The sequence below is a fragment of the Haloferax litoreum genome, from assembly GCF_009674605.1.
GTDB classification, from domain to species: Archaea; Halobacteriota; Halobacteria; order Halobacteriales; family Haloferacaceae; genus Haloferax; species Haloferax litoreum.
This window is the reverse complement of the sequence record NZ_WKJO01000001.1, coordinates 2,177,374-2,193,953: the sequence shown is the minus strand read 5'-3', so window position 1 is coordinate 2,193,953 and position 16,580 is coordinate 2,177,374. Positions and strand designations below refer to the sequence as shown.

The window sequence follows — 16,580 nt, the reverse complement described above, 5'->3', positions numbered from 1 at the left end:
ATTGCCTTACGACACGTCCTCGATAGCGTCGAGGAGCATGGTCGCGCCGATGTCGATTTCGCGCTCAGTCACGTCGAGTGGTGGGAGGATACGGAGGACCTTGTACCCACATGCGAGGGTGAGGAGTCCACGCTTGAGTGCCGCTTCCTGCACAGCGTTGCGGCGTTCTTTGGTGTCGAACTCGACGGCGAGGAGGAGGCCTTTCCCGCGCACGTCGACGACGGTGTCGGGCGCGTCGTCGCGCATCGTCTCTTTGAACTGCCGGCCACGAGCGACGGCGTTGTCGAGCAAGTCGTAGTCCTCGATGGCTTCGAGGGTGAAGACACCCTGCATGGAGGAGATGATATCACCGGCACCCCACGTCGACGAGAGGCGACTCTTCTCGCCGGGGAAGATATCCGCGTTGGAGATGGTCGCACCGACGCGGAGACCCTTCGCACCCGTGATGACGTCGGGTTCCATCGGGTAGTGGTCCGACCCCCACATCTCGCCGGTTCGGCCCACACCGGTCTGAATCTCGTCGGCGATGAGCGTCAGGTCGTAGTCGTCGACGACAGACGCCAATTCGTCGGCGAAGTCGTCCGAGGGGAAGCGATAGCCACCTTCGCCCTGTATCGGTTCGACGATGACGTAGGAGACTTCCGAGGCGTCGATGCTGCCCTTCTCGGGGTGGAGTTTCTGCCGGAGTTTCGAGATGGCCAACTCGTGGTCGGCGAAGAACCCACACGAACAGGTCTCGGCGGTACACGACCGGTCGTCACAGAACGGCACGTCGACGACACCCGAGATTTCGGGGTAGTCGCGGCGGTAGACGGATTTCGAACGATTGAGCGAGAGCGCACCGAGTGTCCGGCCGTGGAAGGCACCTTCGAAGGTGATGCCGTACTTGCCGCCACCGGAGTTGTCGTAGCAGATTTTGATGGCGTTCTCGACGGCTTCTGCGCCAGAGTTCGAGAGGAAGACCGTGTCCATGCCGTAGTGACTCGTGAGGTCGGTCAGTTTGTCCATGAGTGCGGCGGGGCCGGGGAACTGCTCCTCGCCGGGGCGTGACCCGTCACTCACGTAGAAGTCTTGTCCCGCTATCTTGGTCGGGTCGACCAGGTCGAACTCGGCCATCCGGTCCATGATTTTCGGGTTGTTGTAGCCGAGGGGCGCGGCGGCGACGTGGCTCGTGAAGTCGAGGAGGACGTTGCCGTCGACGTCCGTACAGAACGGTCCTTCGGCGTCTTCGGTGATGTCCCAGACGAAGTCGTAGACGTAGGTGCTCGGTGCGGCGTGTTCCTGATGGTACGAAACCCACTCTTTGGCCCGGTCGCCGGGCATCGAATCGACGTGGGGAACCACCGTCTCTCGGTCCATGCGGGGCGCTACGGAGACCCATGTGTTAAGATATTCGTTATCAATGGTGCAATATCGGCGAGGACGTACCGATGTCTATCGATTTCGATGCTCAGTCTTTCGTACACGACAGGCAAACGTGACGGACTGGTGTCCAGACCTGTCGAACTCGCGATAGGCTTTTGCCGCTTCCCACTCCGTTGTTGTGTATGGCTCTCCGTGACATTCAGCGTTCCCGTGCTATGTGGTGGGCCGTCGCGTTTGCCCTCGCCGGCGCGTTCGTCTACGTCGTCTACTCGTTCATCGGGACGTTCGTCTTCGGTCTCTTCATCTACTACGCGACGCGTCCCATCTATCGCCGCATTCGGCGACAGATTCGACCGCCGAGTCTCGCGGCGACTGTGGCGCTCTTCGCCCTCGCACTGCCCGCACTCGGCTTGATGGCCTACGCCTCGACGATTGCCCTCCGTGAGTTCGTGAAGTACGCGAATCGTGTCTCGGCTGACGGCACGTCTATCAACCTCGCCGCGTACGGCATCGACCCGAAACTCGTCGAAAGTATCGCCAGTCCGCAGGCCCTCTTGGAGTACGACTTTCAATCACTCCTCACCCCGAGTGCCGCGTCGTCCGTGTTCGATTCGCTCAGTGTGGCCGCGAACACGTTCACGTTCCTCGGTATCGGCGCGATTCACCTGTTTATCATGATCGCGTTCGCCTTCTATCTCCTCCGCGACGACCACAAACTCAGTCGCTGGGGGCGGTCGATGTTCGCCGACGACCAGGGAATCTTGGAGGCGTACGTCCGTGCCGTCGACCGAGACTTCAACAACATCTTCTTCGGCAACATCCTCAACGCGGTTCTCACCGGTACGATCGGCGTCATCGCCTACTCGCTCTTGAACGTCATCGCACCTCCCGGCGTCTCGATTCCTGCACCGGCGCTCGTCGGGTTGCTCGCCGGTGTCGCGAGCCTCATCCCCGTCGTCGGGATGAAACTCGTCTACGTTCCGGTCGCGATATACATGGGCGGAGAGGCCTTTATCGCGAATCCACCGGGCCTGTGGTTCGTCTTCCTCTTCGCGGCCGTCTCGTTCGTCATCGTCGATACGATTCCGGACCTCGTCCTCAGACCGTACGTCTCCGGTCGGAGTCTCCACGTCGGGGCCGTGATGATAGCCTACACCTTCGGTCCGCTGATGTTCGGGTGGTACGGCATCTTCCTCATGCCGATGATTCTCGTGTTGCTCGTGAACTTCGCCCGCCTCGTGCTCCCGGAGTTACTGGCCGGCAAGCCGATTCGCCCCTATACGGTCGACCCAGCGTACCTCGTCGACGAGAACACGGTAGACAGCGCAGTCGCTGTCGCAGACGCGGAAAGTGCTGTGAACGGAGAAGAAGACGCCGAGGACGACTTCGACATCGCGACGGAACTGTCAGAACGAGATAGTGACCTCTCGAGTCGAGACTCGCGGTCGACCTCAGACGCGAGCCTCGACGGATAAGCCGACTCAGGCTTCGAAATCTTCGGTGATGTACTCTGCTTCCCACTCGTCGCGCGCCTTGATTTCGCGGCGGCCACGTCGGGTCAGCGAGTAGTAGTTGGTCCGACGGTCTCGTTGCCCTTTGTCTACCAGACCCTTCTCGACGAGCGTATCGAGGTTCGGGTAAAGCCGCCCGTGGTGAATCTCTTTTTCGTAGTACGCTTCGAGTTCCTCTTTGATTGCCAATCCGTGTGGCTCGTCCAGTCCTGCGATGACGTACAGAAGGTCTCGCTGGAATCCTGTCAAGTCGTACATCGGTAAATTCGAACTGTATGTTATTGTCTAATTCAAATAAACATGTCGGCCTCAATCGGTGATTCTCAGTTCGTACGGCCCGACACACCAGAATATGCGTATCTATTTTGTGTTGTTCGATTTACTAATCGAGACGATATTCGGTTTCGGGAACCGGATATGTCCATATCTGGATGACTCTCGCATGCTAATTGGTATACTGTGTCACGATTTGGCGGGTGAGACGGCACTCACGGCTGGTAGTGACAGCACTCTGATTCTGTGTCGGAACCGGGACGAGAAGACAGCGTCGTGACTCTCTCGTCGTGAGTTTCAGCAGAAGGAAAGCAAGCCGTGCCGGAAATCTCCGGCACGGCGTGCCGCCCTGAATTGGTCCCCGCTGACGCTTCGGCCCTCCAAAGCGAAGCGTCACTATCGGCTACCCGTCGGTTTCACTTAAAGATAACGACGAGTGACAATCACTGACAACAGAACGATACGTATACGATACCAATACTGTACGGATACGGTTGTCTCTCCCGTACTCACATGTGCTCTTCTTCGAGAACCCACCCGAGCGCCCGTTTGTAGTGTGTGAGGAGTTTTCGAACGCCTTCGTGCCGCATCTCTTCGGATTCGAGTTCGTCTTTCAGAAACTCGTACTGCTCGCGGACCTCCGATTCACTGCGCATGTATCGCCCCTGGTCCCCCGGACGTATGTACACACGGCATTCGTGTAACCTGTCCAACTATTGTCGTCATCTCCCCGATTCGTGTAATTTGTCTAACTATTATGTGGGCTCGATTCGACGCCCCGAGTATGGTCCCCATCCTGCTCGTCTCCATCGGAAGTTTCCTCGGAACCGTCGGCGTCCTCGTCGCCTACGACCCTTCCCCATTCTGTGACTTTCGTGACGTCTCCCACCCAGAGTCGGCCCTCGACAGTCGCAGTCGATGTCGCTGGCGTCTGGCCGGACTGGTCTGTGCCGTCCTCGGGGCGGCCACCGTCGTGGCGGCACTCTTCGTCTGAGTGTCGTCGTGTTTTTGCGCCGGTAGAACGAACACCGCGACATGGAGATACGCGGCGAGCGTGAGTGCAAAGACTGCGGCCGCCAGTGGTCGTACTACGAAACTGGGAGTGTGTCGTGTCCGTACTGCGGAAGCCTTCGAAGTGTCGGCGTCGGCGACAGGGAACGCCACACTGCCGCGCAGGCAGTTCTCGACCTCTCTGCGCATCGTGCCGCCGTCGCTGACGGCACGGTCCGCGACGCCGCACCGGCGCTGAAGTCCGACCTCCGCGAGTACATTCGGAAGACGGGGTACATCCACGGTGGCGAACTCCTTCCGCTCGACGACACGTCGCTGTCTGCCCACGAACTACTCCACGCCGTCGACGTGGTCGCACGGTCGAATCGCCCATCTGACGACGAACAACTCTACGTCCTCGACTTGCTTCGCGGTGCCGACGAAGGGACGCGCCCCGACAAACAGGCCGTCCCGTCGTCCCTCACCGACGCTCGCGGACTCGCCTACGCGAACGCGCTCGAAGCGTACCACGCCGACCTCACGATGTGGCTCGACGACCACCCCGACCGGGAGGCCCGAACGACGCTCGAAACGCTCTCGAACCACCTCAAACGCGTCGAAGCGCTCGAAGGCGATATTCCGCTTGACGAGTCCGACGCCCTCGTTCGCGTCGCACGCGACATCTACACCTACCTCACCGACGACGACCTAGACGCACTCGCATCGGCGCGTGACCAACTTTCGGCGCTCTTCTAAACGCTACTCGACGCCCTCCGCCACTTCCACTCATCTGTTCACCGAACGTTTTTGCCCTCCGGCGACCCTTCGCCGACGATGACTGCCGGGTTCGACGTACACGAGGTTCGGCACCGTGTGAAACTGCTCCGCGACGACGGCGACACCATGCTCATCGAGAACCGAAAGGGCGTGGCCTGTCCGGCCTGCGGCGACACCTTCTCACAGTTGCTCATCTCCGAGCGCCCGGCGCACAGTTTCGATATCGATGCCGACACGAGATTTTGCGTCCGGCGGGAGGACGAACGGATGCTCATCGCTACACACGAGTGAGAACGAGAGAACGAAGACGGTGCGAGAGGACGAAGACGTGAACGAGAGAACGAAGACGTGAACGAGAGAACGATTGCAGCGAAGCGGCCGCGTCGATAGCCTGTGAGCGGCGTCAGTCGTCGCGTAAGAATCGAACGAGTGGTCTATCGAGTGTGTCGTCGGGGAGCGTCTCGAACCACGACACGTCGGTCACCGACTCGTCTTCGAGGCCGGGGTCGCCAGTGAGTTCGCCCTCGACGGCGACGTCGTAGATGGCGAAGTGGAACATCACCTCCTCGTCTCCATGGGTGAACGTCTGTTCCGTAACGACTCGCAGTGGGCCGACCGTCGCGTCGAGACCTGTCTCTTCTCGCATCTCGCGGACGAGGGCCGCCGTCTTCGCCTCGCCTGATTCGACGCCGCCACCGGGGAGCACCCAGCGGCCATCCTGTCGGACGAGGAGCACCGCCCCGTCTCGCACGGCCAATCCGGCCACGCCCCACTCGAGGCCGTCGCGGATTCGGGCGGCGATTCGCTCGAACGTGTCGGCATCGAGAGAGCGGCGACTGCGTCGCTGGACGACGCCATCGTCGTCGACGTGCCACTCACCATCGATTCCGGGCGGAGAACCCATGTGAAACCCGCTCCGCGTCAGGGAAGGTCGACGTCCACGCCTTCTGCTTCTGCGGCCGCTTTGACCGTGTTCCAGAGGAGCATCGCGCGCGTCATCGGGCCGACGCCGCCGGGAACGGGCGTGATGGCGCTCGCCTTCTCCTTCGCGGAGTCGAAGTCTACGTCGCCGACGAGTTCGTAGCCCTTCTCGTTGTCCGCGTCGACACGGTTGACGCCCACGTCGATGACGACGGTATCGTCCGAGAGCATGTCGCCCGTGATGAGTTCGGGGACGCCGACGGCGGCGACGACGATGTCCGCCTCACGGGTCTTCGCGGCGAGGTCCTTCGTGCGGGAGTGACAGACCGTCACCGTCGCGTTTCCGTCGTCGGCCTTCTGGATGAGCAGGTTCGCCATCGGCTTGCCGACGATGTCGGAGCGTCCGACGACGACCACGTCAGCGCCTTCGGTCTCCACGTCGACGGACGCGAGGAGTTTCTGGACGCCGTGGGGCGTGCAGGGCTTGAAACGTGCGTCACCGGCGACGAGGCGACCCACGTTCTCGGGGTGGAACCCGTCCACGTCTTTCGCGGGGTCGATACGGCGGAGGACGGTCCGGTCGTCGACGTGGTCGGGGACGGGCATCTGGACGAGGATGCCGTGGACGTCGTCATCTGCGTTCAGGTCGTCGACGAGCGAGTAGAGTTCGTCTGCGGGCGTGTCCGGGTCGAGTTCGTAGTCGAGTGCCTCGATGCCGACTTCTTCGCAATCGCGCTGTTTCATCGAGACGTACGTCTGGCTTGCTGGGTCGTCGCTCATCAGCACTGTCGCGAGACCCGGTTTCACGCCGGCGTCTTCGAGGGCGTCGATGGCGTCGGTCAGACCGGACCGAATCTCCTCGGCGACGGCGTTCCCGTCGATGATAGTCGTCATTGGCTCAGACACCGTGCCCCGACCATTTCAAAGATTCGGAATCGTGCCTATTCTGCGTTTCAAAACGGAGTAAATATACACATTTGTGATTATTTGCTCGCTGACCTACCCGCCAAACAACAGGTTTACGGCCGCCACGGCGACACCGGCGAGTGCCATCCGAACGCCAGCGACGTACCACCGCTGGCCGGAGATGGAACCCATGTAGGACCCGAAGACGAACAGGATGGTCGTCCCGAGTCCGACGGAGAGAGCCGTCGCGGTGAACATCGAGAAGAGCGACCCGACAGCGAGGAACGGGAGCAACGGAACGACGATGCTGACGAGGGGGCCGAGTCCGCTTGCCGTGGCATTGATGGCTCTCGCGGCGGTCTTGTCGCGTTCGACGACAGTCCCACGCAGGTCGGTCAGCATCGCTTCTTCGATGCGTTCGAGTTCGGCCAACTTCTCGGCACGTTCTATCTCCCAGACGCTCCAGACGCCGGATGTCGTGAGGCCGACGGCGGCACCGAGACCGATTTTGACGACTGTCACCCCGTCTGTGACGCCTGTGAGAAACGCGCCCACGACGATGCCGATGCAGGTCAACGCCCCGTCGAACCCGTTCGAGACGAGGTAGCGTCGAGAGATGGCGCGGACGCTGTCTTGCCGGAGAAGTTCGACGACGCGGTCCGGGGTCACGGCGGTAACCAGTCTTGTGGCACGTCTCGCGACTCGACCATCTCGTCGCCGGCGACGACTTCGTCGATGGAGTGGACCGTCCCGCCGAGATTCGTGATTCTGTCTTCGACTTCGTCCACGTCGATGGAGTCTCCTTCGACGACGAGTCGGATGTTCTGCACCTCGCGGTCGGTTTCGAGGAGCAGGGCGTTCGCTCCGTCCACGCCGGATGCGGCCGCCACTTTCCGAGCGAACTCCACCGTCGACGGAGCGTGTGGTTTCAGCACGTCGAGGACGAGGCGACGAATCGGTGGCATAGTCGTCCGGGTGTACGGCCCCGTGTGTAATAGTGTTACTCAGGGGATGTGTTAGTACCTCGTCTCTCGACTCTGTTGAAATCCTCAGACGTTGTCAGGAATGGCGTGACACAGACAGAGGGTGAGTTCAGCATGGCCTCGGAGATATGGTCATCGATTAGGAGGTTAATTGAGTTGTCACTCCGCGTTTCTCACAGTTCCATTTCCGACAGGAGTCTAGTTCAAACTTTGAAATACCGAATATCCTATTTCGATTATCCAACTTCTGGTACTTGTACAAAGGGTGAGGGAATACCCCACCACCATACCCTTAACCGAGCGGGCATCTCGGTTAGGTAAGACGCCGGCGTTTAATGTCAGAGGCACCCCGGCATTGTGCATGTTACACACACACTATTAAATGTGATGCCCAAACATCATTTTTCAGTCCTGTTGAAATCTCAGAGGTCTAAGAAGAACGTAGTACATGCAACTGCTTGACTCGCGCCCTGTATTCAGCACGGCCACAGAAACCTCACCGAACACTGTCAGAAGGAGTGTAACATACAGGGAGTTCGTCTTGCAGTTACGTGGCTTGCAACAGCCCGTAAATGAATATGCCAATCCCCAGTACGAGATAGACGATTGGCGGTAGCGTAATCACAACCCAACCTAACAATTGGGAGACGGCACTAATTAGCAGGCCTAAGCCAACAACGAGGTATACGGCGCCTCGATTTTTTCGATTATCCATGATATGATGACTTGCTTTCTGTCACTCTCCTATGGTGTATAAGCACCATCAATTCAGCACAACCACAGAAATCTCACCGAACACTGTCTGAAGAAGCGTGCTGAATAGAGGGGAGAGTTCAGCACTCGGTGCCGGTTAGTTTCACGTCGTGACCGATGACTCCGTCGGTATTGTCGGTAGCTAGTCGGCCGAATTGCGTTCGAGGTACCACCCGATTCCTCCACCGACTAAGGCTCCCAAGACCACACCAAACGGGCCACCGAGCATCAGGCCAAACAGTATCCCGAGTGCGGCACCGACAGCGGCATACCCCCCTTCAAAATCTGGCATTACTTTAATAGAGACTGACAAATCATTATAAATTTTTCCACGGTAGGTGTACCCTCTCAATCGGCCCATCCAGATATGTTGGTATTGACCACCCGTTGGTGACCGATACGCGCGCTGTATTCAGCACAGACCCGACAAAGTACCAAGCAACAGAGTAGTTCAACAGAATCTGTCTCTCAGCACGTCGCGTCGGCGAACGACCGAGGCTCCGGCCCCTGTCGCTCGGCGCGCGTCGTACCGCTTTCGAGGTTCACGAGCATCGCTTGCCCCCCGTACCCGTGGGTCTGGTCGTGCCCGCGGACGACCCACCAGTTCGCGTAGCCATCTTCGCCGTCGTCGTCACCAGAACGCTAAGCGTTCTGGTTGGCTCACGAGAGCAATGCTCTCGTGAACGTCGTGGAGGAGCGTCACGGAGAATCGATAGTCGTCGCCCGATTGCTCGACGGAGACGGCCATCACGTTCGCTTCGCGCAAGTCAAGTTCGTCACTGTCGCCAGCGCTGTCCCCGTCTTCGGGTTGACCACCGTCGGTCACGGTGGATTCTGTCGAATCCGGATCCGTCGTCTCGTCCGGTAGGGCCGTGGTGTCGGCGTCGCCTGTCTGCGTCGGCGTCGCCTCGCTGTCGGTCTCGTCGGTCATGGGTTGGCTTCCACCCGGCGACGTACATCCGGCCACTTCGGCGAGCGACGCTGTGAGTGTGTCGAGGAGGGTACGTCTGCGCATTGGGAGACAGGAGATACGACCGGTGCCCACAAAAAGCGGGTCGCTGTGTCGGGTCGGACGCACGACTCACGGGGACGTCAAAAAGACAGAACAGTGGGATGCGCTTACTCGTACAGCGGGTGCGCGTCGCAGAGTTCCTGCACGCTGTCGGAGACGTCGGCGAGAACGTCGTCGTCCTCGGGGTCGTTGACGACCTTCACGATGAGTTCGCCGACTTCTCGAATCTCCTCTTCGCCGAAGCCACGGGTCGTCAGTGCGGGCGTGCCGGCGCGGATGCCACTCGGGTTGAACGCGGAGCGTGTCTCGCCGGGGACGGTGTTCGCGTTGAGGACGATGCCCGTCGATTCGAGCGCGTCTTCGGCGTCGCCACCGGTGAGGTCCGGGTGGGAGTCACGCAGGTCGACGAGGACGAGGTGCGTGTCGGTGCCGCCGGAGACGACGCTGAGGCCGTGTTCTTCGAACGTCTCGGAGAGGACCTTCGCGTTGTCGACGACCTGCTGGGCGTACTCCTCGAACTCAGGTTCGAGTGCCTCTTTGAAACCGACCGCCTTGCCGGCGACGTTGTGCATGAGCGGGCCGCCCTGACCGCCGGGGAAGACGGCGCTGTCGATGTCGGAGGCGTACTCTTCGTTGCACATGATGATGCCACCACGGCCAGCGCGGATGGTCTTGTGCGTGGAGCCCGTGACGAAGTCGGCGACGCCGACGGGCGAGGGGTGGACACCGGCGGCGACGAGGCCCGTGATGTGGGCGATGTCGGCGAGGTGGAGTGCGTCGACAGAGTCGGCGACGTCCTGAATCGTCTCCCACTCGACGGCGCGCGGGTACGCGGAGTAGCCAGAGACGATGATGTCCGGTTCGAACGACTCGGCCTTTTCTGCCAACTGGTCGTAGTCGATGTAGCCAGTCTCGGCGTCGACTTCGTACTGCTCTACGTCGTAGAGTTTGCCCGTGAAGTTCGCCGGGTGACCGTGGCTCAGGTGGCCACCGTGGGTCAAGTCGAGCGAGAGAATCTTGTCGCCGGGTTCGAGCATGGCGAGGTAGACGCCCATGTTCGCCTGCGTGCCGGAGTGCGGTTGGACGTTGACGTGCTCGGCACCCCAGAGTTCTTTGGCGCGCTCGATGGCGAGGTTCTCTACCTCGTCGGCGTACTCACAGCCAGCGTAGTAGCGCTTGCCGGGATAGCCTTCGGCGTACTTGTTCGTCAGCGCACTTCCCTGTGCTTCGAGGACCGCTTCACTGACGTGGTTCTCCGAGGCAATCATCGCGAGTGTGTCGCGCTGGCGTTCGACCTCACCTTCGAGGGCGTCTGCCACAGCGGGGTCGACGTCGCGGACGTGGCTGTAGTCCATGTGTAGTATCCAGCCCAATTAGGGCATAAATGTGTCCCCTTTGGCTACGCCTGCCGGTGTTGTGTTGCACGGTGATGTATACACCCCTCGTGGGGCGCGGTGACAAATGCACGAACGCGTAGAGAGTGTCTGATACTGACCTGTCTCACCGCCGAACCCGGTTCCGTAGTCGGCCGAACCCCGTCTAATTCGACTACGGCAGTCCACCCCCGACGATACCAGTTTTCCCACGAGCATCCAGCAGTAAAATTTCTGAAATAAGTTGCTCAATTCGCCCGTAAAACAGTTGGTACAACTCGAATTCGGATACGTTCTGATGGTCGTCTTGCGTTAATATTAAATATATTACTGGCGATATTCAAGCCATGGCTATTCGTTCTAATCTACTCGCTGAGGGGGTAGAGGATATCATCGAATCGGTCCTCTCCTCGACGGCGGACGAGGTTTTAGTCGCAAACCCGACCGCCGAAGTAATCGAGGGACTCGTGGCCGTCGCCACCGAGATTGAGTCTGACCTCCCACAGATTCGTCTTGTCGCCGAAGAGAGTGTGTTGAAAGACGTGATGGACGACTTCATCGTCGCCTCCAACGCCGCCAACCTCGTCGTCGACGGCGCACTCTCGATGCGCACCGCGCGTGACGAGGTCGAGAACACGCTGTTCGTCACACCCAACTCCGTCGTCGCACTCGTCGGCGCGGGCGGCAAAGTTGCCGGCCTCGTCACCGACGACGAAGACTTCGTCGAGACGGCACTCGACGCGCACCGCGCGCACTGGGAAGACGCACCCGAGTTCAAACTCCGCACGCCACCACTCTCCCGCGTCCGCGAGACACTCTCCGAAGACATCGGTGAGGACACGCTTTCCGACTTCGACGCCGTGCTCGCGTCGCTCTCGTCCGCACGCGGTGACGGCGACGGCCTCGACGAAGTGACCATCTCGCTCCTCGTCGCCGCACGGAACGAAGTGCTTCTCTACGATATCTCCAAGTGGGGCGAAGACGTCGGCATCGCCAGCAAGGCGACGTTCTCCCGGACGAAGACGAAACTCGAAGAACTCGGCCTCATCGACACCGAGAAGGTCCCCATCGACGTTGGCCGCCCGCGTCTCCGCCTGAAACTCGGCGACGACCGACTCGCCGACGCTGACGTGGACGACCTCGCCGAGGTCGCACAGAGCCTCCTCGAATAACGCACGTCGGTACCCGTCCGCCGATACCCCCCGCTTTTTTGCGTCACCGTTCGTCGTCGCGTGTATGAACATCGGACTCGTCGGGAGCGGTCCCGCCGCCGAGTCGATTCGCGCGGCCTGTTCCGACATCGACGCACCGGTCACCGAGACGACCCCTGACGCCCTCGATGGGTTCGACCTCGGGTTCGTCGTGTCAGCAGTCGGTGACGAGGCCTTCGACGTGGCAGACGACGCCGCCGGACGCTGGATTGCGGTCGAAATCGGCGGCATCGGAGGGCACGCCATCGCCGACATCGATGCCGCCGTCTCGGCGTTCGACGACGACAGTGGCGGATTCACTGACCTCCGTGCGCGCGTCGCGTCGACCACCGAATCGAGCGGGCGGCCCTCGGGTGACCGGGCGGCGGTCCGTCTCGCCGGGGCGGTTGCTGGTCGGCGCGGTATCTCGCTCCTCTCCGGAGACGATATCGCAGGCACCGTCGTCGAAGTCCCCGGCCGGGAGCGGTCGTTTCTGCCGGCACCATCGCCGACCGACCGCGACCGGACCGTCCGACGCGACTTCCGTAGCGTCGAGCTAGACGATGCACTCGCACGGGCCGAGATGGCCGTCGACGAGCGTGTCGGTATCGTCACGCAGGTCGGCGAACGGGAGTCGTTCCCGTTGCCGTACTACATGGCACAGACCGCCGACACGACGGCGTACGCGGATACCCGTGCGGCGGAACTCGCCGGCGGCGCTGCCGCCGGGTGGGACGAAGCCTACATGAAGGCACTCGGCGAAGCGCTCGAACGCTACTCGGCGGGCGTCTATCGGTCGAGCGAATTCGCCGTCGCACCCGCCGCCTCACGGCCGGGGGCGGTCCCGCCGAGTCGGTTCGTCCGTCCCGACTCGTACCGTGACCCTGACCCAGACGAACCGATTCAGTGGGTCGAAGGCGAGCACCTTGCCACGGGTGAGTCTGTGTCGCTTCCCGCTGAGTTCGTCCACTACCCGCCGCCGACAGAGCGACACAAACCGTCGATTACGACGGGACTCGGTCTCGGGAACTCCGGGACCGAAGCGATTCTCTCGGGCCTCTACGAGACCATCGAACGCGACGCGACGATGCTCGCGTGGTACTCGACGTTCGACCCGTTGGGGCTCGACGTGGCCGACGAGACGTTCCAGACCTTGGCTGCCCGAGCACGGTCGGAAGCCCTCGACGTGACGGCACTGCTGGTCACGCAGGACGTCGACGTGCCCGTCGTCGCCGTCGCGGTCCACCGCGACGACGAGTGGCCACAGTTCGCGATGGGTTCTGGCGCGGACCTCGACGCCAACAGCGCCGCTCGGTCGGCACTCGCAGAGGCACTTCAGAACTGGACTGAACTCCGAGCGATGGGCCCCGAACAGGCGGCGACACAGGGCGGTGCGATTGCAACGTACGCAGACTTCCCCGAGGCGGCCGAGGCGTTCGTCACGCCCGACGCGACCATCCCCGCTGACTCCGTCGGACCGGACGAAGTTCCCGAAGGTGAGGGAGAACTCGATGCAGTCGTCGAACACATCACAGACGCCGGCCTCGACGCCTACGTCGCACGAACCACGCCGAGAGATGTGGAGCAACTGGGCTTCGAGGCGGTCCGCGTGCTGGTTCCGCAGGCGCAACCCCTGTTCATCGGCGACCCGTTCTTCGCTGACCGCGCCGAGTCCGTCCCGCGCGAACTCGGCTTTGAGCCTCGATTGGACCGCGAGTACCACCCGTTCCCGTAGGTAACCGGTTCGATAACTGACTCGTGGCTGACAGCCGACACACCGCAGGCCACACGACGGAGTGTCGGACACCCGCGTACCGTCGTGCGGTAGTCGTTACAGCACACGCGGTCTGGCCGCCGATTCGTATATGAACCTACGGCGGGCAGTAAGCCGGCGGACGTGAGAGAAGAGTAATCGTCCCGCTGGGTGCCTAGACGCCGAACGTCGCGCGAAGCATGTCACGCGTCCCCGGTCCGAGACCGACGGCGAGGACGGCGATGAGGAGCAAGATGGCGTAGCGCGGACTGTCCTCGAATATCTGTTCGTCGAACACCCAGACGACGGCCGTCGCGGCGACGAGTTTGACGAGTAAGAACGGCCACGCGTCACCGGTGACGGCGAGGATAGACTCCGGAAGCGTCGAGGCGGTGAAGTCGACGACGGCCCTGTTGACCGGGTGCTTCGGGATGAGGTTGTTTCCGGCACCGAGCGCCGTCATCCAGTCGAGTCCGACGACGTTCGCGACACCGTCGACGGCGTGACCCCAGATGATGACGAGGCCGATGAGACCGGTTCCGGCGTTCACTTCGGGTGCGAACCGTTCGAGGAGGACCCATGTCACCCCGGCGACGGCAGTCGCTCCGGCGAGGATGACGACGAGAACTTGCGGGTAGAACGTCGCGCCCTGCGCGCCCGTGACACCGATGAACAGCAGGTAGCCCAGCGTGACTGCGAGGATGGCGACGCCAGCCCCGAACAGCGGTTTCACGTAGTCGTCGATGACACCCGACCGTTCGGCGACGACGCTCCCGAGGACGGCGACGAGTGTAATCGCGAAGACGGTCACGTAGATGACCGGGCTGATGACGAGCGTGTTCCACGGGTAGGTGATGAGTGCGTCCACCATTCCCGGTGCGTCGTTCGCGTCCTCGACGACACGGAACGCGCCGCCGAAGAACATGAACGGAATGAGGGCGTAGAAGAACCGTGGTTTCTCGCCGATGTCGAGACGACGAAGGAGGAACACCACGCCCGTGAGGGCGATGACGAGCGTGACCATGTACCCGACTTCCGAGACGAGCGTGTAGCCGGGATACGCGACCGGTTGGGCCGCGGCGGCGCACGCCGACGAACTACCGAGGTACTCCGTGACGCCGGTTGCCCGCGTCGCACAGACCGCCGAGTTCGCGTCCGCCTGGACCGGGCCCCAGAAGTATTTCCAGATGAAGCCGTCGTAGACGACGCGAGGGAACGCGAGCGACCCGCCGACGAGTGCGACGAGGATGGCCGCGACGCCGAGGCCCCAGAGGCGTTCGGGGTCGAGACCAATTCGCTCTGATACCGTTGCCATAGCCGAAACCCCGACGGCGGGACTGTTTAGGGTTCCGGTCTATCGCACTCTCACTGCACGCCACGTCTGCGCGCCGTGGTGAACACGGTCGGTCAGTTCCCGGTCACCCGTCGTCTTCGGGGCCCTGAATCGGTAAGACCGGGTCGTCGTACTCGGTTCCGAGGATGACCATCGTCTGTGACCGAGAGAAGCCTTCCAGTTCCGCGATGTGGTCGAACATGAGTTCGCGAAGAGCGTCGGTGTCTTCGGCGTACACGCGAAGCATCACGTCCCACTCGCCCGTGGTGAGGTTTATCTCCTGGACGCCCTCTATCTCGCGGAGTTGCTGGAGTGCCTCTTTTTCGCGTCCTTGCTTGACGCGGAATCCCACGAGTGCCGACGTGCCCAACCCGACTTTCCGCGGGTCGACGTGTGCGTGATACCCCTGAATGACGCCTGCGTCTTCCATTCGTCCGACTCGGTCGTGGACCGTCGCACTCGACATATCGATTTGGCGAGCAATCTCACTGAATGGTGTCCGCGCATCCTCCATCAGGAGGCGGAGAATAGCCCTGTCCGTCGCGTCGAGTTCCATACGGCCATGTACTGAGGGGGCTAACTTCGCATTTGCGGAAGCGCGAACGACGTTAAATGTCAGTTACAGGTCCGCAATCTCGCGGGCCGCTTCGAGGACCGTGTCGTGAACGTGTCCGTTCGACGCGACGAGTCCCTCCGAGTCGTGTCGCCACTCGTTGCCGTCAAGGTCGGTGACACGTCCGCCGGCCATCCGAACGAGGTGGACACCGGCCACCGAGTCCCACGGGTTCGCACGCTTGTTCGTGATGACGCCGTCGAGTGCGCCGTCGGCGACGAACGAGAGTGCTATCTGCATGCTCCCGTAGCGACGCATGTCTCCGAATCGTGTGACGATGGCCCGCGTCGCTGCTGCGTACTCGTCGCGAGCGTCGTAGTTCCACCAGAACGTCGGGCAGACCGTACACGTCTCTGGGTCGTCGCGTTGGCTCACAGAGAGTTTCTCACCGTTCCGGTAGGCGGCCTCGTCGTCGGCGGCATAGAGGTCTTCGAGGGCGGGGAGGAAGTTCGCGGACGCGACGGGGTCGCCGTCGACGACGGCCGCGACGGATGTCGCCCACACGGGGATGTCGCGGACGAAGTTGTTCGTCCCGTCGATAGGGTCGATGACCCACGAGGCCCCCTCGTCTGGGACCGACTTCAGCTCGTCTTCTTCTTCCCCGACGATGGCGTCGTCCGGGAACGAACCGTGGATACGGTCGATAACGCGTCGTTGGGTGGCCCGGTCCGCCTCCGTGACGACGTCCGTCTTTCCGCCTTTCGTCTCGACGGCGATGTCGGTTCGGAAGGCTCGTCGCGCGACTGCGCCGCCGTCACGTGCCGCGCGTTGCGCACGGTCCGCACGGGCACCGAGTTCGTTCATGGACGTGACAGGAGCGGGAAGCG

At 61.7% G+C, this 16,580-nt stretch carries 18 protein-coding genes and 1 pseudogene; 6 read left to right on the top strand and 13 right to left on the bottom strand.

Translation table 11 applies throughout. The annotated features are described in order from the left end of the window. Positions 1-6 precede the first annotated feature (6 nt). Complete coding sequence (locus tag GJR96_RS11330) at positions 7-1,359, bottom strand: aminotransferase class III-fold pyridoxal phosphate-dependent enzyme (protein ID WP_151163020.1); 1,353 nt, start codon at positions 1,357-1,359, stop codon at positions 7-9. A gap of 221 nt (positions 1,360-1,580) precedes the next feature. On the opposite strand from GJR96_RS11330, the gene GJR96_RS11325 reads away from it, so the two are divergent. Then, positions 1,581-2,840, top strand: coding sequence for an AI-2E family transporter (locus GJR96_RS11325; RefSeq protein WP_151164015.1), 1,260 nt, complete (start codon positions 1,581-1,583; stop codon positions 2,838-2,840). Between the two features lie 6 nt (positions 2,841-2,846). Here the strand turns inward: GJR96_RS11325 and GJR96_RS11320 are convergent, their stop codons facing one another. Continuing rightward, a complete protein-coding gene (locus tag GJR96_RS11320; RefSeq protein WP_058572205.1) occupies positions 2,847-3,134 on the bottom strand; it encodes a helix-turn-helix transcriptional regulator in 288 nt (95 codons plus the stop codon). A gap of 524 nt (positions 3,135-3,658) precedes the next feature. Further along, the gene (locus GJR96_RS18140; protein WP_191965851.1) at positions 3,659-3,805 is read right to left on the bottom strand and encodes a hypothetical protein; all 147 of its coding nucleotides are present in this window, start codon (positions 3,803-3,805) and stop codon (positions 3,659-3,661) included. A gap of 128 nt (positions 3,806-3,933) precedes the next feature. Between GJR96_RS18140 and GJR96_RS11315 the strand changes: the two genes are divergently transcribed. From GJR96_RS11315 to GJR96_RS11305, 3 genes are all read left to right on the top strand, one after another. Next, positions 3,934-4,143, top strand: coding sequence for a hypothetical protein (locus GJR96_RS11315; RefSeq protein ID WP_151163019.1), 210 nt, complete (start codon positions 3,934-3,936; stop codon positions 4,141-4,143). Between the two features lie 41 nt (positions 4,144-4,184). Then, entirely contained in the window at positions 4,185-4,895 is a 711-nt protein-coding gene (locus GJR96_RS11310; RefSeq protein WP_151163018.1) for a DUF7117 family protein, read from the top strand. Positions 4,896-4,973: 78 nt separating this feature from the next. Beyond that, positions 4,974-5,207, top strand: a complete 234-nt coding sequence (locus GJR96_RS11305; RefSeq protein WP_151163017.1) for a DUF7385 family protein — start codon at positions 4,974-4,976, stop codon at positions 5,205-5,207. A 112-nt stretch (positions 5,208-5,319) separates the two neighbouring features. Here GJR96_RS11305 and GJR96_RS11300 read toward each other — a convergent pair whose 3' ends face one another. From GJR96_RS11300 to glyA, 7 genes and pseudogenes are all read right to left on the bottom strand, one after another. Further along, positions 5,320-5,820, bottom strand: a complete 501-nt coding sequence (locus GJR96_RS11300; protein WP_151163016.1) for an NUDIX domain-containing protein — start codon at positions 5,818-5,820, stop codon at positions 5,320-5,322. A gap of 17 nt (positions 5,821-5,837) precedes the next feature. Continuing rightward, positions 5,838-6,731, bottom strand: a complete 894-nt coding sequence (locus GJR96_RS11295) for a bifunctional methylenetetrahydrofolate dehydrogenase/methenyltetrahydrofolate cyclohydrolase (protein ID WP_151163015.1) — start codon at positions 6,729-6,731, stop codon at positions 5,838-5,840. Between the two features lie 105 nt (positions 6,732-6,836). Then, positions 6,837-7,412: a VIT1/CCC1 transporter family protein gene (locus GJR96_RS11290; RefSeq protein ID WP_151163014.1), complete on the bottom strand. Its 576-nt coding sequence runs from the start codon at positions 7,410-7,412 to the stop codon at positions 6,837-6,839. After that, a complete protein-coding gene (locus GJR96_RS11285) occupies positions 7,409-7,708 on the bottom strand; it encodes a DUF211 domain-containing protein (RefSeq protein WP_151163013.1) in 300 nt (99 codons plus the stop codon). The genes GJR96_RS11290 and GJR96_RS11285 overlap by 4 nt, the downstream gene beginning before the upstream one ends. Before the next feature lie 913 nt (positions 7,709-8,621). Further along, a complete protein-coding gene (locus tag GJR96_RS11280) occupies positions 8,622-8,771 on the bottom strand; it encodes a hypothetical protein (protein ID WP_154326220.1) in 150 nt (49 codons plus the stop codon). A gap of 176 nt (positions 8,772-8,947) precedes the next feature. Further along, positions 8,948-9,494, bottom strand: a pseudogene (locus GJR96_RS11275) (hypothetical protein). A 104-nt stretch (positions 9,495-9,598) separates the two neighbouring features. Beyond that, a complete protein-coding gene (glyA, locus tag GJR96_RS11270; protein WP_151163012.1) occupies positions 9,599-10,846 on the bottom strand; it encodes a serine hydroxymethyltransferase in 1,248 nt (415 codons plus the stop codon). 365 nt (positions 10,847-11,211) lie between these two features. Here glyA and tbsP point away from each other — a divergent pair, with 365 nt between their 5' ends. Both tbsP and GJR96_RS11260 read left to right on the top strand, forming a co-directional pair. Then, complete coding sequence (gene tbsP / locus GJR96_RS11265) at positions 11,212-12,036, top strand: transcriptional regulator TbsP (RefSeq protein WP_151163011.1); 825 nt, start codon at positions 11,212-11,214, stop codon at positions 12,034-12,036. Positions 12,037-12,100: 64 nt separating this feature from the next. Beyond that, positions 12,101-13,789 (top strand): YcaO-like family protein, encoded by a 1,689-nt coding sequence (locus tag GJR96_RS11260; protein WP_151163010.1) that lies wholly within the window; start codon positions 12,101-12,103, stop codon positions 13,787-13,789. A gap of 193 nt (positions 13,790-13,982) precedes the next feature. Here GJR96_RS11260 and GJR96_RS11255 read toward each other — a convergent pair whose 3' ends face one another. The 3 genes from GJR96_RS11255 to GJR96_RS11245 all read right to left on the bottom strand — a co-directional run bounded on the left by GJR96_RS11255 (position 13,983) and on the right by GJR96_RS11245 (position 16,557). Next, positions 13,983-15,122, bottom strand: coding sequence for a DUF63 family protein (locus GJR96_RS11255; RefSeq protein ID WP_151163009.1), 1,140 nt, complete (start codon positions 15,120-15,122; stop codon positions 13,983-13,985). Positions 15,123-15,225: 103 nt separating this feature from the next. Further along, positions 15,226-15,696 carry an Lrp/AsnC family transcriptional regulator gene (locus GJR96_RS11250; RefSeq protein ID WP_151163008.1) on the bottom strand — a complete coding sequence of 157 codons (471 nt, stop codon included), beginning with the start codon at positions 15,694-15,696 and terminating at the stop codon, positions 15,226-15,228. Positions 15,697-15,759: 63 nt separating this feature from the next. Further along, positions 15,760-16,557, bottom strand: coding sequence for an inositol monophosphatase family protein (locus tag GJR96_RS11245; protein ID WP_151163007.1), 798 nt, complete (start codon positions 16,555-16,557; stop codon positions 15,760-15,762). Positions 16,558-16,580: the final 23 nt, after the last annotated feature.